Below are 19,770 nucleotides of genomic sequence, written 5' to 3' on the forward strand. Positions count from 1 at the left end.
TGCGGAAACCTCACTACCCCTTATGGGGTGCATTTCCCCAGTTGCCGTGGGGCCGTTTTGCTTGCGCTCAGGCGTGTTACGCTCGCGGACCAGAGCGTTCGGCTCGCTGTATTCACGCATCCTTTGACAAACGGAGGCATTCGTATGCAGGCCATCGTCGACAACCGCGCTACCGAAAAGGTCGAGACGGGCAAGAAGGTGTGGCGCCGTCCCGATTTCGCTTTCTTCGATACCGCATTGGAAATTACCGCCTACGCCGGCCGTGACTGACGCGGCGCTGACGCGAAGGGCAAAGGTGCACCGGGATGTCCACGGCCTGTGACACGGAGACTCGCTGGAGCGAGGCCGAGTTCCGGCAGTCGTTGCACGCGCTCGAGGCGCTGTATTGGGACCGGCATCCGTTTCATGAACGGTTGCACCACGGGCGGCTGGACAAGGACGACCTGCGGTTGTGGGTGGCGAATCGCTGGTACTACCAGCGCTGCCTGCCGCAGAAGGATGCCGCGATCATCGCCAACTGTCCGCTGCCGGAGGTGCGGCGGGAGTGGTTGCCGCGGATCGTCTATCACGACGGGGCCGACGGCTCGCCGGGCGGCGCGGAGAAGTGGCTGCACCTGGCGGAGGCGGTGGGTCTAGAGCGTGCCGAGGTGGTCTCGGAGCGTCTCGTCTTGCCCGGGGTGCGGTTCGCGGTGGACGCCTATCTCGACTTCGCTCGACGCCGGCCGTGGTTGGAGGCGGTGGCGTCGGGGCTCACCGAGCTGTTCTCGCCCGGGTTGCTGAGCTACCGGCTGAGTCGGATGCGGCAGCACTATCCGTGGATCGCGGAGGAGGGATTCGCGTACTTCACCGCGCGCATCGACATGGTGGAGGCGGAGGGGCGTTCGCTGCTAGATCTGGTGGTCCGGCATGCCGAAACCCGTGCGCAGCAGCAGGCTTGCGTCGATGCGCTCGCCTTCAAATGCGATGTGCTGAGCGCCGTGCTCGATGCACTCGACTATCACACGGGGGCCGGTGATGGCCGGGCTGTCCGATAGCACGCTGCCGCGGCTGCGGCCGGGTGTCCGGCTCACCAGTGATTCGGTGCGCGGTGAGCTGGCGTTGCTGCCCGAAGGGGTGGTGGTCCTCAACGACACCGCTGCTGCGGTGCTTGCGCTCTGCGATGGTGCGCACAGTATTGATCGCATTGTGCAGCTGCTCGGCGCGGAGTACGACGGTGTCCGCGCCGAGGACATTGCCGAGCTGTTGCAGCGGCTTGCGCAGCGACGAGTGGTGGCCCTGGATGACTGAAACGTCGGTCGAGGCGCCGCTCGGCATGCTGGTCGAGCTGACTCATCGTTGCCCGCTACATTGCCCGTACTGCTCGAATCCTGTCGAACTCGTTTCGCGCGCTGGGGAATTGACCTTTGCGCAGTGGTGCGATGTGCTCACCCAGGCTCGTGCGCTCGGAGTGGTGCAGATGCATTTCTCCGGTGGTGAGCCGCTGTCTCGGCGGGATCTGCCCGACTTGGTCGCGCACGCACGGGGACTCGGGGCCTACGTCAACCTGGTCACCAGCGGTGTCGGACTGACCGCCGAGCGGGCGCGGCAGCTCGCGGAACGCGGGGTCGACCACGTTCAGCTCTCGATGCAGGACGCGGATCCGCAGTCCGCCGATCGCATCGCGGGGGCTCGTGTGCACGCGCTGAAACTCGATGCGGCCGAGGCGATCACAGGGGCAGGACTGCCGCTCACTGTGAATGTTGTGCTGCATCGGGGGAATATCGATCGGGTCGAGCAGATCGTCGACCTCGCCGTCGGTCTCGGCGCGGATCGGATCGAATTGGCCAACACGCAGTACTACGGGTGGGGGCTGCGTAATCGAGCCGCCTTGCTGCCCAGCGTGATTCAGCTCGACAATGCGCGACAGGCGATGCAGCGGGCTCGGGAGAAGTACGCGGGCGGGCCCGATCTGGTGTACGTGGTCGCGGACTACTTCGCGGACCGGCCGAAGCCGTGCATGGATGGGTGGGGGAGAAGGCAACTGACCGTCACTCCCGAGGGGAACGTACTGCCGTGCCCGGGGGCTTCGGTCATCTCCACGTTGCCGGTGGAGAACGTGCTCGAACGACCGCTGGCCGAGATCTGGTATTCCTCGAAGGCGTTCAACGCTTTTCGCGGGACCTCGTGGATGCCCGAACCCTGCCGTTCCTGTCCCGAACGCTTCACCGACTTCGGCGGCTGCCGGTGCCAGGCGTTCCAGTTCACCGGTGACGCGGCGGCCACCGACCCGGTGTGCGGGCTGTCCCCGGATCGGCCGCTCGTCGACGCCGCACTGAGCGAGGCGGCGACGGCCTTCACCATGCGGGCGCAGGCGCCGTGAAGGTGATCCTGCTCGGTACCGCCGCCGGAGGTGGGTTCCCGCAGTGGGACTGCGCCTGCGAGCTCTGCCTGAGTGCCCGTAACGGCGAGCTACCGTCGCGCAGCCAAGAGTGCGTCGCCATCAGCGGCAACTCGCGAGATTGGTGGCTGCTCAACGCTTCTCCCGATATTCGCACCCAACTGCTCGCGACACCTGCCCTCCGCCCCGGACCGGGACCGCGGGAAACGCCCGTGCGCGGCGTGCTCCTCACCGACGCCGAGGTGGACCACACGATGGGGCTGGCCATCCTGCGCGGAGCCGCCGACCTGACCGTCTACGCCAGCCCCGTAGTGCTGGACGCGCTCCTGCCGCTGCGCGGCCTGCTCACTCGCTACCGCCCATGGAAGTGGCAGGACAGCACCGTGCCCGGCTTCGAACTCGCCGGCGGGCTGCGCGTTTTCGCTCACCCGATCAGCGCCAAGGCGCCGAAGTACATCGCCACACCGTCGCCCTCCACCCACTGGGTGACCGCCCTCCGCATCGAGGACCCGGTGACCGGCGGCGTATTCGTGTACGCGCCTTGCCTAGCGAATTGGCCTGCTGCCCTGGACAACCTGCTCGCCTCCGCCGACTGCGCACTACTGGACGGCACCTTCTTCAGCCCTCAAGAACTCGGCGCGGCCGTCCATTCCGAGGACCCGGACGCCGGACAATCTCTCATGGGCCACCTCCCTATAGCCGGGCCCACCGGCTCTCTCACGGCCCTCACCCACCACCCCCGCTTGCGCCGAATCTACACCCACCTCAACAACACCAACCCCCTCCTCGAGCCCTCCTCCACTGCCAGTGCATTGGTGGCGCAAGCAGGCGTGGAAGTCCTACCCGACGGTGCCGAACTCACCGTGTGAGGTGGTCACTCGGCACGACACAGCTGTCTAGAAGTCCAAGCTAAACGCGGCCACCAACAGCATCAGTATGGATATGAGGATCAGCCACATGCCCGCAAGAACCGTGCCGGTCAACGCACTGAAGAAGAGAGTCGCGCCGAAGAAACACCAGTTGAAGACGGTGAAGGCCAGCCCGCCACCGAACTTCCGGATGCCCTCGTCCTGAGATGAGAGCGTGCCCACCGCGACTCCCGCCCCGATAATGGCCAGGAAAGCTCCGCAGACGAACAAGCTGGCCGCGCCCGGAGCTTCCCCACTCCTGAACGGGTAGACCTGGATAGTCCAGATGACTCCCCAGCTGCTTCCGGTGAAGTCAGCCAGCGGCTGGGTCAGAGCCGCCGCCCACAGCGCCAACGCCAGCCCGACGCAACTCCGAAGAAAACGGATGTGGATCTTCAGCCCGCGCGGCTTCTGCTCTTCGCTGCGGTCACCAGGAACCAAGTCCACAGACGCCCCCGCTCAACGCACGTACGCCACCATTGTTGCCCCGCAGCGCCATCGACGGTGCGAGAACACCGTCATTCACGGGTGCGGGAAGCGCGGAGTGCTGTGCGAGACCTCGCTGCTGCGAGCACAATCGAGCGATGTTCGGGTGGGTGCGCAACACGTCGACCGCACTGCTGGCGCGGATCGGCAAGAGCAACAGGGCGATCAGGCGCCGGGCGGAGCGGTTCGGGTTGCTTCCGGCGATCATGGCCGCGCTCGTAGCGGGCGTCGCGGTCGCCTACGTGGCCTACCAGGTGGTGAATCGGTACACCCCGACCAGCGACGCGAAGGCCGCGCCGCTCGATATCACCAAGGTGGCACTGACCATCGTCGCCGGCGTCGGCGGTGTCGTCGCCTTGGTGATCGCCTACCGACGCCAGCGCGATGCCGAGCAGAGCCGGTTCGTAGCGCGATTCGGAGCCGCGGCCGCGCAACTCGGCGCGACCGATGTCGCGGTCCGGATCGCCGGGGTGTACGCGATGGCCGGTGCTGCGGACGAAACCGACGGCCTGCGTCGGCAGCAATGCATCGACGTGCTGTGCGGCTACCTCCGCCTGCCTTACACCCCGGATCTCGGGGGCAATCATCAGACCAAGAACATCCGCAAATACCCGGCGGCCGACGAGTCGAGTCCGGAGGACGAACAACACTTCGAGTACCGGCAGAACGACCGTGAGGTCCGCAAAACCATCGTCCGGGTGATCGGCGAACACCTCCGACCCGAAGCCGAATATAGCTGGTCGGCAAGCCATTTCGATTTGCGGACCGCTTATCTGGAGAACGTCGATTTCAGTGGCGCCGTCTTCGTCGGCGCCGCCCGTTTCGACGAGGCGACGTTCAGTGGCGATACCTGGTTCCACACGGCGAAGTTCAACGCCGACAACGGGTTCAACGCGGCGACGTTCACCGGCGATACCTGGTTCAACGGGGCCACGTTCAGTGGCACCGCCATGTTCGATGGGGTGAGTTTCGGCGGCGACGCAGGGTTCATCGGGGCGACGTTCGTCGGCGCCGCCCGATTCGACACGGCGACGGTCACCGGCGACGCCCAGTTCAACACGGCGACGTTCGGCGGCGACGCCTGGTTCCATACGGCAACGTTCGCCCGAGGTGCCTGGTTCAGCGGAGCGATGTTCAGTGGCACCGCCAGGTTCGACGGGACGACGTTCCGTGCGAACACCGGATTCGGCGAGGCGACGTTCCGGGGCGGCGCCTGGTTCAACAAGGTGACGTTCAGTGGCAGTACCGGGTTCCGCGAGGCCACGTTCGGCGCCAAAGCCTCCTTCGACGAGGCGACGTTCGGCGGCGACACCTCGTTCCACACGGCGACGTTTCAGGGGCCGGCCGATTTCACACGCCTTGTTTTCGCGGCCCGGACTAGTTTCGTGTCGGTCGACTTCGGCTCGGAGCGAGTCGAGTTCACCAACCCGCAGCGGTGGGGTCCGCCACCGCCGGAGTTCGATTGGGGCCAAGATGGCGCCGGGAAGCCTGGGAATATCGAGCCGCACGACTGGCCGCCCGCCGTGAATGCGCGGTGACACCGCTCGAAGCGATCGATGCTGTTTCGACGCGGGAGTGCGTCGGGGTGGGGAATCATGTTCCTACGGGCAAGGGGGCGTGTTGGTGCAGCCGTCGAACGTGTATGTGCGCGTTGGTTTTCGAACCATGGCAGGGAAGGTTGGTGGGGGCCGATGATCGAGACTACGCGAGCGCAGGTACTGCGATGACCGCCCCGAATGCCGATCCGATCGCCGCCTTCAAGGAGATACTGCGGGAATTGGTCGGCCGCACGGGAGCGGCTTCGGACGCTAGACGCCTGGCGCGCCTGGCCGAGGAAGCCCACATCAGCGCGGAGGAGTTGCGCCAGGCGATCACGTCCGGTGAGCCCTTGCCGAAACGGGAAACAACCAAGGCGATCGTGACGGCGTGCCTGCACCACACTCGACCGGAGTTGGCCGGGCAGCAACTGCAGAATGAGTTGGCTTGGTGGGAGGAGCAGCGCAGCGCTGCTGCAAGGCCGCCCGCGCCGCAGGAAATCCCGGTGCCCCCAGGCGAGGAGCGCTCCGGCTCTGTCGCGTCCCGGGACCGAGGGCCGTGGTTGGCCACCGGTAGGGAATGGGTCCGCCACCATCCTCTCCCTGCCGTCGTGGTTACGGCGTTGGCGTTGGTTTCGGTTTTGGTAGTCGCGGTGGTCCTGGTGCAGTTGATCCGGCCCGAGGACAACACGTGCGTCGAGGCGGGGCTGTCCGTGGTGGACGGGGAGTGCATCGGCGTGACCGATGGCGCGTTCACCGGGTTCGACCCGATATCGGCGGATGTGGTCGAGCAGATCGCCACGCAGAACAGGCTGGTGAGCGGCGACTATCTCACCGTCGCGCTGCTGGGCCCGCTCTCCCAGCCGTCGCAAACCGGTCCGCCGGGTGGTCGCCCGAAGGAGGGCCAGCTGTCCAGTGACCAGATCCGGCAGATGCTCATCGGCGCCGCCGCCGCGCAGCATCGGGTCAACAGCGGGCGGTCCTTCGGCGATCCCCGGCCCGCGGTCCGGCTGTTGCTGGCCAACAACGGCAGCTTCCAGAACCAGTGGCGGGCACCGGTCGACCGACTGATCTCGCTGGCAGCCGCCGAGGACCCGCACCAACGGGTCGCCGCCGTCGTCGCGCTGGGCACCAGTGTGGCCGACACGCGGGACGCGGCGAAAGCATTGAGCGGCAAGCAGATCCCGATCATCGGTGCCATCACCACCGCCGACGCATTGAGTTACGACAACATCCCCGGCATGGTGCGTGTCACCCCGACCACCAGTACCTTCGTCGACCATCTCAGCGGATATATCGATAGCCACCCAGAGTTGGGTCCGGCGATCGTGGTGTGGGACCAGAACGCCGAAACCCGCGGCGACCTCTATGCCGCCGCGCTACAGAAAGTGTTCCGCGACAAGCTCGGTCGCTGGATCGGGCAGATCCCCGACCAGGGGTTCACCGGCGTCACCATTCCCAGCGACACCTGGCCGCAGATGTTCGACGGTGTCACCCGCAACGTGTGTGCGTCCGGCGCCAACACCATCCTGTTCGCCGGCCGCGTCTCCGATATGGGCGAGTTCATCGACTCACTGAAAGAACGCGCCTGCCGGTCTCGGCCGTTGACGATCATGACCGGAGTGACCGCGTTGACCGCGATCCACCGCAATCCGGACCAGCTGCGCCAAGCCGGCGTGCAGGTGATCTACGCCGGTGTGGTCCATCTGGACTGGCCCGGCGGCCGCGGCACCCCGCCCGAGGGCTGGCAGCTCTACACCGAGGCCCTCGCCAACGCGGGCTACCGCACCGACGGCACCGACGCCTACACCTGCCTGGTCCACGACGCCACTCTCACCGCAACCCGCGCTATCCGCCTGGCCGCAACCCCCAACCGGATGCCCGGAACCAGCGACGTGCTCGGCCAACTGCGCAACATCAACGGCGACTACACCATCGACGGCTGCTCCGGCAGTTTCGAATTCACCACCACCAGCAACGGCGCGCCGCTGGGGACCCCCATTCAGATCGTCACCCTCCCCAGGTAGGCAAGTGCCACCGCATCGCAGCTGCTGCACGGCAAGAGAGGGACTGCTGCGCCAGAATCCATGGATGAGTGAAATCGTTGTTCGCCCAGCCGAAGAGGACGATCTGGGCGCGGTGGCACGACTTCGTTGGCGGTGGATCACGGAGAAGCGCGGCACGCCGGAGATCACTCGCGAGGAGTTCACGGCGTGGTTCGTGGCTTGGGCAAAGGACAGCGAACGCTCGCACCGGTGCTGGGTCGTCGTCGACGGCGAGCTCGTCCTCGGCATGGCATGGCTCGCGGTCATCCAGCGCGTACCGACTCCCCGTAGGCTCGAGCGGGCGTCGGGCGATCTTCAATGTGTGTATGTGGTTCCGGAACGGAGAGATACCGGCTTGGGCGGCAGACTGATTGATGCCGTTGTCGCAGAGGCCGGCCGCCTCGGACTGGAGCGAGTAACAGTGCATTCCAGCGATCGCGCAATCAATGCCTACGCACGCCACGGCTTCGCCGTGTCCCCTCGACTGCTCCAGGCCGAGTAGCCGGCTCGCTGATTCGAACAGCCGCACTCTTTCTCGGGATCCACACCGAGTACGGGGTGTCAGAGAGAGTGCGGATCCCGAGAGTGGGTGCGGATTCCGGTGCGGCGGGCGCAAGTGCGGGTGGCGCAGTCGTGGGTGAGGGTGAGGATGTGGTCCAGGAGGCCGGGGCTTACGCCGGCCATGCCGGTGGGGTGGCGGGTGGCGTCGGTGTAGGCGCCGCCTGCCATGCGGTTGTGCAGGGTGCGGAAGGTCACCAGGGCGTTCATGATGCGGATTGCGCCGTCCATGGCGTCGGCGAGTTTGGTGGGGGGTGGGCCGGTGGGGCGGTCGAATTCGCGGACGAGTCGGGTGATCAGGGAGGGGGTGCCTTCGGTGCGCTCGAACAGTCGACGCCAGTGGGGGAGAGCGTATTTGACGAGATCGTGCTGGAAGTAGCGGAGGTCGGCGTCGCCGTGGTCGGCGGACCAGACGAGGCGGTCGATGAGGTAGAGGGGGACGTGTACGGGTGCGGGACCATAGTATTGGCGGTCGGCGATGACCACGTCCGCCATAAAGGGCCGCAGTCGGGCGGCGTAGAAGTCGACCGGATCGACGTTTCGGTAGACGTCGTTCATCAGCTCCGGCAGCGTCTGCAATTGGTCCGCCGCGGTGTGGCAGATTTCGCCGAATGCAGTATCGCCAGGGTGGATTTCGGCCAATCCGGCGATGGTCGGCGCTATGTCGTCGATGAGGATGGTGCCGACTCGGACGGCGTCGATGATGACGTTCGCCTCGCGGTCGCCGAGGAACATGCGCTGACGTTTGCCGCGCGGGTTCCACACGCCGTAATGCAGCACGGTGTCGCGCGGGACCATGTCCACCGAAAGGCCCCATGCGAGCAATGCGTTCGTGCCCTCGGGTGCGGCTTCGAGCGGTTCGACGCCGTGGCGCTGCAATGAGGAGAGCAACATTCCTACATCGCGCATCGCGGCCAGGCGGTCGGCGACATCAGTCAGTTCTATTTCGCGAGCCCGCCACAACAACTCTCGAAACGAGGTGACGAGTTGCGGCACGTCGGCGGCGGCATTCAGTTCGGGCAGCCGCACCAGCAATGCGTCGGCGGACAATGGGTCGCGGTGCGCAACGTGCAGGCACGACGTTTCGTCGAGGCGTATCTGCGCTACTCCGCTACTGACCGGCTCGATGTGTTCGGACAAGCGTGACCGCTTCTTCAGGGCTGGCATCGGATCCTCTCTTACTGCTGAGAGTCATCACAACTCGCAGGTGGTCGCGCATTCGTGCCGTCACCCCGAACGGTCCGGAGCGACAGTGTGCGCAAGGCAAACAAACATCCCATGATCGCGGCCAGATCAATTGGGCAAACATTTGGTAAATGTCGTCTGGTGCCCAAGTGGGGAATCCCCGGATGTGCGATGGCTGGTCTCGCTCGAACTGGACGTGTGACCATTAAGCCTGTTGTCGGCCACCGGATCGGGGAAGCCAATGCGAACAATGATGATGAAAACGATGGCTGCGGTGCGGGCGCGTGCCCGGCAATGCGCGATCGGCGCCGCCGTGGCCGCGGTCGGATGTTCGGTGCTGGTCGCTGCCCCGACCCCGGTGCAAGCCGCCTCGCCGGTGCTCAGTCAGATTCGGGCCGAGGGTAGTTATCTCGTAGACGCGCAGGGTCGCAAGGTGCTGCTGCACGGAGTCAACAACGTCGACAAGGAAGCGCCGTACGTCGAGCCCGGCGACGGCTTCACCGTGACCGACCAGGACGCGGCGCTGCTCGCGCGGCACGGATTCAACACCGTGCGCCTCGGTGTGAGCTTCGCCGGACTGATGCCCACCCGGGGCGTCGTAGACACCGCCTACCTCGAACGTCTCGTCAGGGTGATCGATACCCTTGCGGCGCAAGGCATCTACACGCTGCTCGACAACCACCAGGACGGACTGTCGAAGATCTGGGGCGGCAACGGATTTCCGGAATGGTCGCTGCGTGCGCGACCGGCTGCCTGGGAACCGAACCCGGGATTCCCGCTCTACTACCTGATGCCAAGCATGAATCGTGGCTGGGATGAGGTGTGGGACAACAGCAATGGCGTCCTCGACCACCTCGGCACGGCACTGGCGGCACTGGCCGAGAAGGTCAAGGGGCGTACCGGCGTGCTCGGCATCGAGCTGATGAACGAACCATGGCCTGGATCGGCGTTCCACACCTGCTTCCCGAACGGTTGCCCCCGCTTCGACACCAAATATCAAGCGGCCATGCAGAAACTGACCGACGCCGTGCGTGCCCGCAACGCGAACATCCCGGTCTTCTGGGAACCGAACGTTACCTGGAACGAAACGATGCCGACCAACCTCGGCAAGAACCCGCCGATCACGTCACCCGGCATCGTCTTCGCACCGCACGACTACTGCATCCCCAGCCAATTGGCCATCTACCTCGGCCTACCCGAAGAACTACGCGGCGTATGCCCGGTCCAGCAGGACAAAACCTGGGGCAACATCGACTCCTTCACCAAGCGAACCGGAATCCCCACGCTGGTAACGGAATTCGGCGACGGCGACGCAACAGTTCTGCGCAACACCCTCACCCGGGCCGACGAACGCTTCATCGGCTGGCAATACTGGCACTACGCCTCCAGCTTCGGCCCCGGCGCCCCCAAACCCGACCCCTTCCTCGGTGATATCGGCCGCGACCTGGTCCGCACCTACCCCCGCGCCACCGCAGGCACCCCCGCCCGCCTCACCTTCGACCCCGCCACCGGCGATTTCGCCTACCGCTACACTCCCCAACCCCTCGCCGCCCCCACCGAAATCTACGTCTCCGACCTGCACTACCCCAACGGTTACGAGGTCCGCGTCGACGGCGGCACCATCACCTCGGCGCCCGGAGCGCGAGTAGTCACCGTGCAAGGCAACAGCACCGCCCCGGTCACGGTATACATCAATCGACCCGGATCGGCGGGCGCCAAGATCCCGACCGGGCCGGTCAGCGGCGGCTGATCGTCTCGCGCCGGTCAGCGCGGTGTGCGCGCATCAGTTGGCCAGATTCGGTCGATGAGGCCGTGTCCGACAATGAGCCGCACCGCCTTCGCCCGTCGAATACCGAGGTATTGACCGGGATCGTCTGTTGGAGTGGTTCCACAGACGACCGAGTCTGTTTGAGCAGGTTGGCGAGGCGCGTTACGTCGCCTACGACGATGGTCCGGCTTTCCTGCGGGCGCTTCTCCAGCGGTTCACTATGTCCTATCGGTATCTGGTGGACGAGAGCGACCGGTGAGCCACCGGCGCGAGAAGCGTGCGCTCGGATTAGGTGCGCTGGATTCCGCGAACGTTGGCAGCCTCGCCCTGATTCATTGGTAGCGCAAGGATTTCGGGGTGGGGGTTGGGTACGGTGGGTGGGGTGGGGCTCGGCGATGGGGTCTCATGGGTGGGCGCGGTCGGATCGGGCGCGGGACGCAGGGAGGGCAGGATGGGCGAGATCGAGGATCAGGTCGAGATGCTGGGGGCGGATTTCTTCGAGGATCCGCACGTGTATTACCGGCGGTGGCGTGAGCGGGGGCCGGTGCTGCGGGTGCAGTTTTCGCGCGGCGTGCCGCAGTGGCTGGTGATCGGGTATGCGGAGGGGCGGGCGGTGCTCGCCGACCCCAGGATGCACAAGAATCTGGCCGAGGTGATCGAGGTCTTTCGGCAGAAAGATCCTGGGGCGCTGATGGATTCGCCCGCGTTGCCGCTGGTCGCGCACATGCTGAATACTGATCCGCCGGACCATACCCGGCTGCGCAAGATGGTCAACAAGGCCTTCACCGGCCGTCGGGTAGCGGCATTGCGGCCGCGGATCGAAGAGATCACCGCCGCGTTGCTCGATCGGATGGCCGGGCACGACGAGGTCGACCTGCTGGAATCCTTCGCGGTGCCGCTGCCGGTCACCGTGATCTGCGAGCTGCTCGGGGTGCCGTTCAGCGATCGTGAGTCGTTCCAGCACTGGACGAAGGTGCTGGTGGGGGTGGCCGGTGACATGGAGGAGCGGAACCGCTGCTCGGCGGAGATGGCGCAATATCTTGCCGCCCTGGTGCAGACCAAACGCACCGACCCGGGCGACGACCTGTTGTCGGGACTGGTGCAGATCCGCGACGGCGGTGACCAATTGACCGAGAACGAACTGATTTCGATGGCGTTCCTGCTGCTCATCGCGGGACACGAAACCACGGTCAACCTCATCGGCAACGGCACATACGCGTTGCTGCGCAACGAATCCCAATTTCAGGAACTGCGCGCGGACCCGTCCGGCGTGCCCGCTGCGGTGGAGGAGTTCCTCCGCTTCGACAGCCCGGTGGACTGGGCGACCGTGCGCTACACCGCCGAGCCCGTGCAGGTCGGCGATGTCGAGATCCCGGCGGGCGAACTCGTCTACGTCGCGCTGTCCGCCGCGAACCACGACCCGGCCCGTTACCACGACCCCGACCGGCTGAACGTCACCGGCGACGCCGGGGGTCACCTGGCCTTCGGCCACGGCATCCACTTCTGCGTCGGCGCCCCGTTGGCCCGCGTCGAAGCCGAAATAGCCTTCACCGCACTGCTGCAACGATTCCCGGACCTCACCCTGGCCCCCGCCGCCACCACGCCGACCTGGCAGCACAGCCTGCTCATCCGTGGCCTCACCGCCCTGCCCGTCCGGTTGCGCAAGGAGGCGGCGGTTACGACGGGGGAGTGATGGCCAAGTAGACGCTGCTCCAGAGCTGTGCCGCATTGGATTCGGTGACATCGGCTTCACTGGCACCGAAGGGCGCGACGCGATAGCGGCCGTTGTCGAAGCGCCAGCTCCACAGTTCGGAGTTGGCCATCGACTCGGCGGCCTTGATCGCCTCCCACAGGGTGCGCTGGGCGCTCACCAGGCGGTCTCTGACCGGTTGGGGTAGGTCGGTGCGGTCGAGTTGCCGATCGAGGCCGCTGGCGAGTGCGGCCTGCACCCAGGACCAGACCACGGTGCCGTGGTAGTCGTGGTTGGTGAACTGGGATTGCAGGGCGGGGTCGGCGAAGACCGGATTGGCCACGACCAACCCGGCTTCGGTGATCAACCCGAGCGGGAACGGGCGGAACATCGCACGCACCTGCTGGTCGAGGATCTCGGGCGGCGGTGCGCCGAACAGCAGGTCGAACGTGTCGTCGGAGTGCGTGATCGGAATCGGTGCACCGTCGGCGTCCAGGGCGATGGCGGGGAAGGTGATCGGGTTGTTGTCGAGCGAGGCCAGCGCGTCTTGTGCGGTGACACCGATCTTTCCGGCGTAGGAATCGACGGCGGCCCTGGCCTGTTCGGCGTCGCGGGTCACGGTGAACAGTCGCGGGGCCTCGGCCCGCCAGGTTTTCGCGGCAGCGGCGGCGAAGGACAGTTCCAGCCGATCGTCGGCGGTCAAGAAGGGGTCGAGCACCCCGTGGTCGAGCAGCCGAGCGGTAGCCTCGAGCGCGGCGGGTGCGAGGATGGCGTTGACGTCGTAGGGGTAGCGGCCGCCGCCGAGACCGATTCCGCTGTCCCGCCATTCGCCCGAGTCCCGACCGGGCTGCAGGGCGATCAGGTTGCCGTATCGAGGCTCGTCGGCGAAGGCCGCGGTCGTCGACGTGACGAGTCGCAGGTTGCGCACCAACGCTTGACCGAGCAACACGGTCGAGTTGTCCAGTGGCGCACGCAGATAGGCCGACGCCCGTTCGGCACCGGTCGGATCGTCGAGCAGGTGGGCGGCGGCAACCGGGGCGAGCAGATAGTTCTCGTCGACCATGTTGTAGTCGAATATCGGCGCGCCGCTGAGGGTTCCGTTCTTGCGCTTGTTCGTGAGCACCGCGTACTCCGACAGTGACTCCTCATGCGCGACCTGGCCCTCGGGTCCGAGCCGAGTCAGTACGGAACGAATGCCCGCTTCGATCGCCTCGGGCGCCAGCACCGGCTTCAGCAGCATCATCGAGATCAGGGTGTCGCGGCCGAAATAGGTGTTGAAGCGCCACGATCCAGCGAGGAACTTCTCTCGGTAGCTGAGGAAGGTGAGCGTGTTCTTCGCGCCGTCGAGCTTGCGCTCATGTCCGTTGAGCAGTTCGGATCCGGACAGCGGCGTCAATGAGGTGTCGCCGGTCATTGCGGTGACGCGCAGTGCGATTCGGCCGTCGGGCCCTGCGGTGACCGTGCCGTTCGGGGCCACCGCCCCGTCGATGACCTCGAGACCGAGCTGGTAGCCGGGCGCGCCGTCGAGACGGTCCCGTGCCCACGTCACCGTGTTGCCGGCAATGGTCGGCGCGACCACGAGCTCGGTGGGCACGAGCGCGTACTGGTCGTAGTCGCGCAGGACCCGAACATTGGACAGGACGGCCTGCTTGGGTATCAACGTAGGCGCGCTGATCGAGGCATCGAACTCGATCCCGTGCCGCGGACGGCCCTGAGAATCGTTGGACGCCTTCGCCTTCAGCGGCGAGTCCAGCACCCAGTCCGCCGCGGCGGCGATCGGCCCGAACCAGACCCCGGTCCCGCTGTTGCCTGCCGGAAACGCCGCCACGATGCGCGGATTGCGACCCGAACGCAGCAGCAGATGCGCTGCGGTCTTGTCCTCGCGCAGGAAATAGTTCTGGTTCAGGCCTTCGCGCACCTCGAAGCGGAACGCCGTGTCGCTCGGCGAGGACGCGCACCCGGTGGCGAGGAGCAGCAGGAGCGCCACCCATACTGCCGCGATTTCGAGGAGCGGCCCAGTCCGGTGCCCGGTCCGCAGTGCCTTGACGTGGTGCATGACAGAGCCCTTCCGTCCGTGCTCCGGGAGATCCTTTTCCGAACACGCCGAGCCCGCACAGCACTCGGCTGGGACCGTTTCAATGTATCGCCGATCAATGTTCCAGCTGGACGGAATCGGCGTCTCCGGCCGCGTCCTGCGGTGCTGGCTTCGGTAACCGACGCGCTCCGTGATGGAGTGACGGGTATGACGGATGAGAAGCAGACGCCGGGGGCGCTGTCGGGAATTGTGGTCGCGGACTTCGGCAGGATTCTTGCCGCGCCCTATCTGACCATGCTGTTGGCCGACCTGGGCGCCGAGGTCATCAAGGTGGAGCGGCCGGGTGCGGGGGACGACACGCGAGGGTGGGGGCCGCCGTTCGTGGCTGGGCAGGCGACTTATTTTCAGTCGGTGAACCGGAACAAGACGTCGGTCACGCTCGATCTGGGCAGCGAAGAGGGGCAGCGTTACGCGCGGGAGCTGGTGCGGCGGGCCGACATCGTGGTCGAGAACTTCCGTCCGGGGACGATGGCGAAGTTCGGTCTGTCGTACGCGGACGTGCAGGAGTTGAATCCGCGGGCCGTCTACTGTTCCCTGTCCGCGTTCGGTGGGGGCAAGGGCGCGGAACTGCCCGGCTACGACCTGCTGGTGCAGGCCGCAGGCGGGCTGATGAGCATCACGGGGCCGGGCGAAGGGGAGCCGACGAAGACCGGTGTGGCGGTGGTCGACGTCCTCGCGGGCCTGCATGCGACGGTGGGAGTGCTTGCGGCACTGCGGCATCGGGACGCGACCGGGGAGGGACAGCTGGTCGAGGTGAATCTGCTGTCCAGCCTGCTGGCGGGCATGGTGAACCAGAGCACGGCCTACGCGCTGGCCGGTGTGGTGCCGACCACCATGGGCAACCGGCATCCGTCCATCGCGCCGTACGAGGTGTTTCCCACCGCCGACCGGCCGCTCGCCGTGGCGGTGGGCAGCGACGGGCAATTCGGCACGCTGTGCCGGGCGATCGGCGCCGACCAGCTGGCCGACGACCCGCGCTTCACCGACAACACCACACGTGTCGCGCATGTCGGGGTGCTGGCGGCGGCGCTCGGCGAGATCTTGGTGACCCGGCCCGCGGCGGACTGGGAAGCGCTGCTCACCCCGCTCGGCGTTCCGTGCGGGCCGGTGAACGATATGGCGGGGGCGTTCGCGCTCGCCGATCGGCTCGGGCTCGAGCCGCGCATCCCCTCGGACGGCACCGACATGCCACCCTTGGTGGCCAACCCGATCACGTTGTCGCGCAATCCGGTTCGCTACACCACGCCGCCACCGAAGCTTGGCGCGGGCACCGATCGCGTCCTGGCCTGGCTGGACGAGAACTGATCGCCGCAGCGATGATCAGTGCGCGCTGACCGCCACCGGAAGTCGAGCCGCCATGCGTCGTGCCAGCAGAATCACCACGTGGGCGCGCAACATTCCGATGGTGCCCGCGCACTGGTCTGCTCGCGCCATGGCGGCGTAGTCGTGCACATTCTCCGGATCGCTCAGCAACTCGTCGAGTTCCATTCCGGCCCTGGCTTGTTCGCGGGTCAGCGTCCGATCGGGCAACCAGCTGAGCCGCCAGACCGCCCGTCCACGCTCGGTAACGCGAGACGCACATTCCGGACTGATATCACTGGTGATAGACCACTCGGTGCAGTAGAGCGCCATGCCGAACTCCTATAAAAGCTCTCCCGAACGAAATTCGCAGCGATAATTCAGTTTTCGGCATCGCGGCCGGTCCGATCGGTATCACTGGTAGTAGATCTAGGTCCAAGGTAGAACGTGCCGGCGCATTAGACGACCCCTGCGTGGCTTTCTAAAATCGAGTTCAGGTTGCGTTAACTGGCTGATCACCGCCGATCACAGCCCGATCACGCGCTGATCATGCTGTATCACGCTCAACGCTGACGGGCCTGTTCGCTGGGCAGCCGTACCGCGCGTCGATACCGCTCAGCCGTCGCCCCGGCGACTCCGGTGAGCTCAGGGGTGACGCAGAGCTGGAACCCTGATCGGCGGCTCGAGTCAGCGCCCGTAATACGCTGCCTATTAGACGGACTCGCCCGTGTAGACAGCATTTGTCGATCCCGAATTTCCCCCCGATCCACCGTGGGCGTCGCAATCTCTTGTCACGCCGAAATTGCGACTATCGCCCGCGTGGTGATGCTCTGAAACGTGTTGTCAGCCGGGGAGTTTGCCGAGCAGCCAGCTGCCGACGCCTTCCGGGTTCTCGTCGAAGTAGTAGTCGTGAATGGCCTGGAGCAGATCGTCGGTGGTGACGAAGCCGTCGCCGTCGGTGTCGAGCCTGCGGTGATTTTCGCGGGCATCGTCGGCAGGCAGGTGCATGAGTGTCCCTGTCCAGCGGACGTACTCCTCGGCGTTCAGTTTGCCGTCGCCGTCCACGTCGGCGATCGCCATGATCGCCTCGAGGAACGGGCGGTAACCCTGCTCGAATGACTCCTCGGTCACCAGCAGGCCTTCGGCGAAAGCCTCCTTGTACTCGGCGAGATCGACCGAGCCGTCGATGTTCACATCGCCCGCCGAAGCCAGGCGGCCCCACAGTTGCAGGCTCAGCCGCAGCAACTCCTGTGCGGCAGGCGAATCCGGCTCGTGGCCGAACTCCTCGGCCAGCGCGCGCGCCGAGTTCTCGAAGTCGCTGCGCTCGACCCGGTCGTCCCCGTCGAAATCGAACGTCTCGAATCGGCGCTGCAGCTTGCGTGCCAAGAACTCACTGATCTCCATGACCTGCCCATCCATTCGCATCCGGTGGTGACGTCATCGGCACGGTAGCCGGTCGGCCACCACCGGAATTCTCCGCTGATCGCTGTCGTGCCACGCCACGAATCCTGATAACTACCACAATGCCGCCGCTCCAGCAGCTTTCGCGGCAGCGGTCAGTCCGCCGGGAGGGCCACCGACGAGCGGTAGTTCGGGCAGTGCTCCAGTTCGCCGTCGTGCGGGCAGGTGAGCAGCCAATGCAGGTATCGCCGTGCGGTTTCGAGTTCGTGCATGCGGGTGTCGATGGCGGACATGTGCGCGTGGACGGTGGCGCGCCAATCGCCGGTGGTCGAGCGGGCGGCGAGCAGGGTGGCGATCTCGTCGAGGCTGAGCAGGCCGGTGGTCTGCCATTGCTTGATCAACGCGATGCGGTAGAGCTGGTCCCGGTCGTAGCAGCGGCGGCCGCCGCTGCGGTGTGCGGTGATCAGCCCACGGCGCTCCCAGTAGTGCAGCGTGGACAGCGGGATGTCGAAGTGGTCTACGACGGTGGCGATGGGTGTCAGCTGCGGCATTCCTCTAGTTGACCTCAACCCGGGTTGAACAGGCAAGGTAAGCCTAAGTTTTCTGATCAACTCGGAGGTGAGACTTTGTCGGACGAGCCGTATTCCATTATCGAAGCTGCTCTTGCGTTACGCGCGGGGGAGATGAGCAGTGTCGCGCTGGTCGAGTCCGCGATCGCGCGGGCCGATCGGGACGAGCTGGGTGTCTACCTCTCCCGGTTCGACGAGCAGGCAAGGCAGCAGGCCCGGCGTGCGGACGAAGAGCGGGCGCGTGGTGTCCATCGCGGCGTGCTGCACGGCATACCCGTCGCGGTGAAAGACACCATCGCGGTGGCCGATGGTGACACGACGGCGCAGAGCGTGGTGCACGATCGTGCGTGGGCGGCGGGCCGGGATGCGCCGGTGGTCGCCAGATTGCGGCAGGCCGGGGCGATCATCATCGGCAAGACGACGACGATGGAGTTCGGTTGTGGCGTACCGAATTCGGCGAAGACCGCCCACTGTTTTCGCGACTTGGGCGACTATGCGAGGGCAGCGCAGTTCGCCGAGCAGTCGCTGAAGATGTCCGATGGCTATCTTCGTGGTCGCGCGTTCAATCTGTGCATCCTTGCGTCGGCCCTCGCAGACGACGACCCGCGCGAGGCCGCACGCATCGGCATCGAAGCACTCGGCATTGTCAGCGGGCTTGAGTCGCACCGTACTCACGCTTATCTTCGGGAAGTGCGCCATCGGTTGATGCCGTATGCCGCTTTATCCGACGTCGAGTACTTCCGGCGTCAGGTCCTCGCAATCACAAGGCGGGTAGACTGAGTGCTCGATAAATCGCGACAACAGTTGCGGCGCCGACTATTTCGCCTCGATCAATCATCGCGACTGCTTCTTCGAGAGGAACCCAGCGGATGTCCTCGGCTTCGTTGATGTCCGGCGGCGTATCGGTCAGCTCCGCCCCGCGCGCCAGATAGATCTGCTGCGGTTGATCGAGGGTTCCGATGGCAGGTTGGTAGGTAACCAGGTGTTCCATCGCCTTCGGCCGCCAGCCCGTTTCTTCCTCGACCTCACGCGCCGCTGCGAGCGCCACGTCCTCGGCGTGGTCCACGTAACCGCCGGGCAACTCCCATACCCATTGGTCGATGATGAATCGGTGCCGGTACATCAGCAGTGCCTCGCGTTTGTCGTTGAGTACCAACGTCATTGCGCACCGGGGCATTCGTGCGACGTACTGCGTGAATTTGACGCCATCCGGCAACTCGACATCGACGGTGGAGAGCTTGATGTGTCGGTTCTCGTCCACGACGTTCTCACCGTGGATCGTCCACTGGGTGCGGCTCACAAGGTCGACGGTAGCGCCGTGCCGAGCTGGAGACCGATCGAGGTTGTGCCGGCCGGGCGGCAGCTCTCGACATGGGTGGCTAGCGGAGGTCGGTGATGAGGTGGAAGCGTTGGAGGACGACGGTGGTCTCGTCGGAGACTGTGAAGGTGCTGTCGTCGAGTGATCGGCGCATTTCCGGACTGTGCCAGTACTTTTCGTGCACGGCGCGCCAATCGGCGAGGGCGTTTAATCCTTCACCTTCGTCGATGGCGTGGGGGAGGTCGACGTCGGCTAGGCGGGACAGTCGGACATCTGTCACTTCGATTACCGCGACTCGGCGGTCGGTCGAGTCGGCTACTGCCGCAAGCGAGCCGACCTCGGGCAGTGGCTCGCCGCAGTGCTCGTAGTCGGCGAGTAGGCCGGTGGTGGAGGTCTTCGAACCGTCGAGGATGGCGGCGACGAGTTGGTCGCGGAGCGGGCCGGGGAACGAGAACTCCGCTTTCGGTAATGCCTCGGGGTCGGTGGGTGAAGTGGAGCCGGTCGTCATGGCGCAACTCTACGACGGTAGCCGGATG

The 19,770-nt window shown here is 65.8% G+C and carries 20 protein-coding genes; 12 read left to right on the top strand and 8 right to left on the bottom strand.

Going from position 1 to position 19,770, the window contains the following annotated elements:
• Nucleotides 1-144 precede the first annotated feature (144 nt).
• The 5 genes from IBX18_RS42780 to pqqB are packed head-to-tail and all read left to right on the top strand — an operon-like array spanning nt 145 to nt 3,246.
• Nucleotides 145-270: a hypothetical protein gene (locus IBX18_RS42780; RefSeq protein WP_255528035.1), complete on the top strand. Its 126-nt coding sequence runs from the start codon at nt 145-147 to the stop codon at nt 268-270.
• Between the two features lie 35 nt (nt 271-305).
• Nucleotides 306-1,034 carry a pyrroloquinoline-quinone synthase PqqC gene (pqqC, locus tag IBX18_RS08680; RefSeq protein WP_194833210.1) on the top strand — a complete coding sequence of 243 codons (729 nt, stop codon included), beginning with the start codon at nt 306-308 and terminating at the stop codon, nt 1,032-1,034.
• Nucleotides 1,015-1,287, top strand: a complete 273-nt coding sequence (pqqD, locus tag IBX18_RS08685) for a pyrroloquinoline quinone biosynthesis peptide chaperone PqqD (protein WP_194833211.1) — start codon at nt 1,015-1,017, stop codon at nt 1,285-1,287. Before pqqC ends, pqqD begins: the two co-directional genes overlap by 20 nt.
• Complete coding sequence (gene pqqE, locus IBX18_RS08690) at nt 1,280-2,359, top strand: pyrroloquinoline quinone biosynthesis protein PqqE (protein ID WP_194833212.1); 1,080 nt, start codon at nt 1,280-1,282, stop codon at nt 2,357-2,359. The genes pqqD and pqqE overlap by 8 nt, the downstream gene beginning before the upstream one ends.
• The gene (gene pqqB / locus IBX18_RS08695; protein ID WP_194833213.1) at nt 2,356-3,246 is read left to right on the top strand and encodes a pyrroloquinoline quinone biosynthesis protein PqqB; all 891 of its coding nucleotides are present in this window, start codon (nt 2,356-2,358) and stop codon (nt 3,244-3,246) included. Before pqqE ends, pqqB begins: the two co-directional genes overlap by 4 nt.
• A 27-nt stretch (nt 3,247-3,273) precedes the next feature.
• Here the strand turns inward: pqqB and IBX18_RS08700 are convergent, their stop codons facing one another.
• Nucleotides 3,274-3,732, bottom strand: a complete 459-nt coding sequence (locus IBX18_RS08700) for a hypothetical protein (RefSeq protein WP_194833214.1) — start codon at nt 3,730-3,732, stop codon at nt 3,274-3,276.
• A gap of 137 nt (nt 3,733-3,869) precedes the next feature.
• Here IBX18_RS08700 and IBX18_RS08705 point away from each other — a divergent pair, with 137 nt between their 5' ends.
• From IBX18_RS08705 to IBX18_RS08715, 3 genes are all read left to right on the top strand, one after another.
• On the top strand, nt 3,870-5,309 hold the full coding sequence (locus tag IBX18_RS08705) for a pentapeptide repeat-containing protein (RefSeq protein WP_194833215.1): 1,440 nt from the start codon (nt 3,870-3,872) through the stop codon (nt 5,307-5,309).
• Between the two features lie 185 nt (nt 5,310-5,494).
• Nucleotides 5,495-7,333 carry an ABC transporter substrate-binding protein gene (locus IBX18_RS08710; RefSeq protein WP_194833216.1) on the top strand — a complete coding sequence of 613 codons (1,839 nt, stop codon included), beginning with the start codon at nt 5,495-5,497 and terminating at the stop codon, nt 7,331-7,333.
• A gap of 64 nt (nt 7,334-7,397) precedes the next feature.
• On the top strand, nt 7,398-7,853 hold the full coding sequence (locus IBX18_RS08715) for a GNAT family N-acetyltransferase (RefSeq protein WP_194833217.1): 456 nt from the start codon (nt 7,398-7,400) through the stop codon (nt 7,851-7,853).
• A 59-nt stretch (nt 7,854-7,912) separates the two neighbouring features.
• Here the strand turns inward: IBX18_RS08715 and IBX18_RS08720 are convergent, their stop codons facing one another.
• Complete coding sequence (locus tag IBX18_RS08720; protein ID WP_194833218.1) at nt 7,913-9,076, bottom strand: monodechloroaminopyrrolnitrin synthase PrnB family protein; 1,164 nt, start codon at nt 9,074-9,076, stop codon at nt 7,913-7,915.
• A 283-nt stretch (nt 9,077-9,359) separates the two neighbouring features.
• On the opposite strand from IBX18_RS08720, the gene IBX18_RS08725 reads away from it, so the two are divergent.
• Complete coding sequence (locus IBX18_RS08725; RefSeq protein ID WP_228540603.1) at nt 9,360-10,844, top strand: cellulase family glycosylhydrolase; 1,485 nt, start codon at nt 9,360-9,362, stop codon at nt 10,842-10,844.
• Between the two features lie 469 nt (nt 10,845-11,313).
• Nucleotides 11,314-12,555 carry a cytochrome P450 gene (locus IBX18_RS08730; protein WP_194833220.1) on the top strand — a complete coding sequence of 414 codons (1,242 nt, stop codon included), beginning with the start codon at nt 11,314-11,316 and terminating at the stop codon, nt 12,553-12,555.
• On the opposite strand, the gene IBX18_RS08735 is transcribed toward IBX18_RS08730, so the two are convergent.
• Nucleotides 12,539-14,608 (bottom strand): hypothetical protein, encoded by a 2,070-nt coding sequence (locus tag IBX18_RS08735; RefSeq protein WP_228540604.1) that lies wholly within the window; start codon nt 14,606-14,608, stop codon nt 12,539-12,541. The genes IBX18_RS08730 and IBX18_RS08735 overlap by 17 nt on opposite strands.
• A 186-nt stretch (nt 14,609-14,794) precedes the next feature.
• Between IBX18_RS08735 and IBX18_RS08740 the strand changes: the two genes are divergently transcribed.
• Nucleotides 14,795-15,952: a CaiB/BaiF CoA-transferase family protein gene (locus tag IBX18_RS08740; RefSeq protein ID WP_194833221.1), complete on the top strand. Its 1,158-nt coding sequence runs from the start codon at nt 14,795-14,797 to the stop codon at nt 15,950-15,952.
• 15 nt (nt 15,953-15,967) lie between these two features.
• On the opposite strand, the gene IBX18_RS08745 is transcribed toward IBX18_RS08740, so the two are convergent.
• The 3 genes from IBX18_RS08745 to IBX18_RS08755 form a co-directional block, all read right to left on the bottom strand.
• Nucleotides 15,968-16,279, bottom strand: coding sequence for a hypothetical protein (locus tag IBX18_RS08745; protein WP_194833222.1), 312 nt, complete (start codon nt 16,277-16,279; stop codon nt 15,968-15,970).
• A 510-nt stretch (nt 16,280-16,789) separates the two neighbouring features.
• The gene (locus IBX18_RS08750; protein ID WP_194833223.1) at nt 16,790-17,350 is read right to left on the bottom strand and encodes an EF-hand domain-containing protein; all 561 of its coding nucleotides are present in this window, start codon (nt 17,348-17,350) and stop codon (nt 16,790-16,792) included.
• 152 nt (nt 17,351-17,502) lie between these two features.
• A complete protein-coding gene (locus IBX18_RS08755) occupies nt 17,503-17,898 on the bottom strand; it encodes a MerR family transcriptional regulator (protein ID WP_194833224.1) in 396 nt (131 codons plus the stop codon).
• 75 nt (nt 17,899-17,973) lie between these two features.
• Here IBX18_RS08755 and IBX18_RS08760 point away from each other — a divergent pair, with 75 nt between their 5' ends.
• On the top strand, nt 17,974-18,696 hold the full coding sequence (locus IBX18_RS08760) for an amidase family protein (RefSeq protein WP_228540605.1): 723 nt from the start codon (nt 17,974-17,976) through the stop codon (nt 18,694-18,696).
• Here the strand turns inward: IBX18_RS08760 and IBX18_RS08765 are convergent.
• A complete protein-coding gene (locus tag IBX18_RS08765) occupies nt 18,677-19,216 on the bottom strand; it encodes an NUDIX hydrolase (RefSeq protein ID WP_194833225.1) in 540 nt (179 codons plus the stop codon). The two genes, IBX18_RS08760 and IBX18_RS08765, sit on opposite strands and share 20 nt — an antisense overlap.
• 79 nt (nt 19,217-19,295) lie before the next feature.
• Entirely contained in the window at nt 19,296-19,742 is a 447-nt protein-coding gene (locus IBX18_RS08770) for an ASCH domain-containing protein (protein ID WP_194833226.1), read from the bottom strand.
• Nucleotides 19,743-19,770 lie beyond the last annotated feature (28 nt).

Origin of the sequence: Nocardia sp. XZ_19_369 (assembly GCF_015355715.1) — a bacterium.
Taxonomy (GTDB): domain Bacteria; phylum Actinomycetota; class Actinomycetes; order Mycobacteriales; family Mycobacteriaceae; genus Nocardia.

Excerpts from the sequence above, each read along its gene's own strand:
- IBX18_RS08750 (WP_194833223.1), bottom strand. The coding sequence starts at position 17,350 with ATGGAGATCAGTGAGTTCTTGGCACGCAAGCTGCAGCGCCGATTCGAG.
- IBX18_RS08710 (WP_194833216.1), top strand. The coding sequence starts at position 5,495 with ATGACCGCCCCGAATGCCGATCCGATCGCCGCCTTCAAGGAGATACTG.
- pqqD (WP_194833211.1), top strand. The coding sequence starts at position 1,015 with ATGGCCGGGCTGTCCGATAGCACGCTGCCGCGGCTGCGGCCGGGTGTC.
- pqqC (WP_194833210.1), top strand. The coding sequence starts at position 306 with ATGTCCACGGCCTGTGACACGGAGACTCGCTGGAGCGAGGCCGAGTTC.
- IBX18_RS08740 (WP_194833221.1), top strand. The coding sequence starts at position 14,795 with ATGACGGATGAGAAGCAGACGCCGGGGGCGCTGTCGGGAATTGTGGTC.
- pqqE (WP_194833212.1), top strand. The coding sequence starts at position 1,280 with ATGACTGAAACGTCGGTCGAGGCGCCGCTCGGCATGCTGGTCGAGCTG.
- IBX18_RS08705 (WP_194833215.1), top strand. The coding sequence starts at position 3,870 with ATGTTCGGGTGGGTGCGCAACACGTCGACCGCACTGCTGGCGCGGATC.
- IBX18_RS08720 (WP_194833218.1), bottom strand. The coding sequence starts at position 9,076 with ATGCCAGCCCTGAAGAAGCGGTCACGCTTGTCCGAACACATCGAGCCG.
- IBX18_RS08725 (WP_228540603.1), top strand. The coding sequence starts at position 9,360 with ATGGCTGCGGTGCGGGCGCGTGCCCGGCAATGCGCGATCGGCGCCGCC.
- IBX18_RS08730 (WP_194833220.1), top strand. The coding sequence starts at position 11,314 with ATGGGCGAGATCGAGGATCAGGTCGAGATGCTGGGGGCGGATTTCTTC.
- IBX18_RS42780 (WP_255528035.1), top strand. The coding sequence starts at position 145 with ATGCAGGCCATCGTCGACAACCGCGCTACCGAAAAGGTCGAGACGGGC.
- IBX18_RS08745 (WP_194833222.1), bottom strand. The coding sequence starts at position 16,279 with ATGGCGCTCTACTGCACCGAGTGGTCTATCACCAGTGATATCAGTCCG.
- IBX18_RS08755 (WP_194833224.1), bottom strand. The coding sequence starts at position 17,898 with ATGCCGCAGCTGACACCCATCGCCACCGTCGTAGACCACTTCGACATC.
- IBX18_RS08735 (WP_228540604.1), bottom strand. The coding sequence starts at position 14,608 with ATGCACCACGTCAAGGCACTGCGGACCGGGCACCGGACTGGGCCGCTC.
- IBX18_RS08770 (WP_194833226.1), bottom strand. The coding sequence starts at position 19,742 with ATGACGACCGGCTCCACTTCACCCACCGACCCCGAGGCATTACCGAAA.
- IBX18_RS08715 (WP_194833217.1), top strand. The coding sequence starts at position 7,398 with ATGAGTGAAATCGTTGTTCGCCCAGCCGAAGAGGACGATCTGGGCGCG.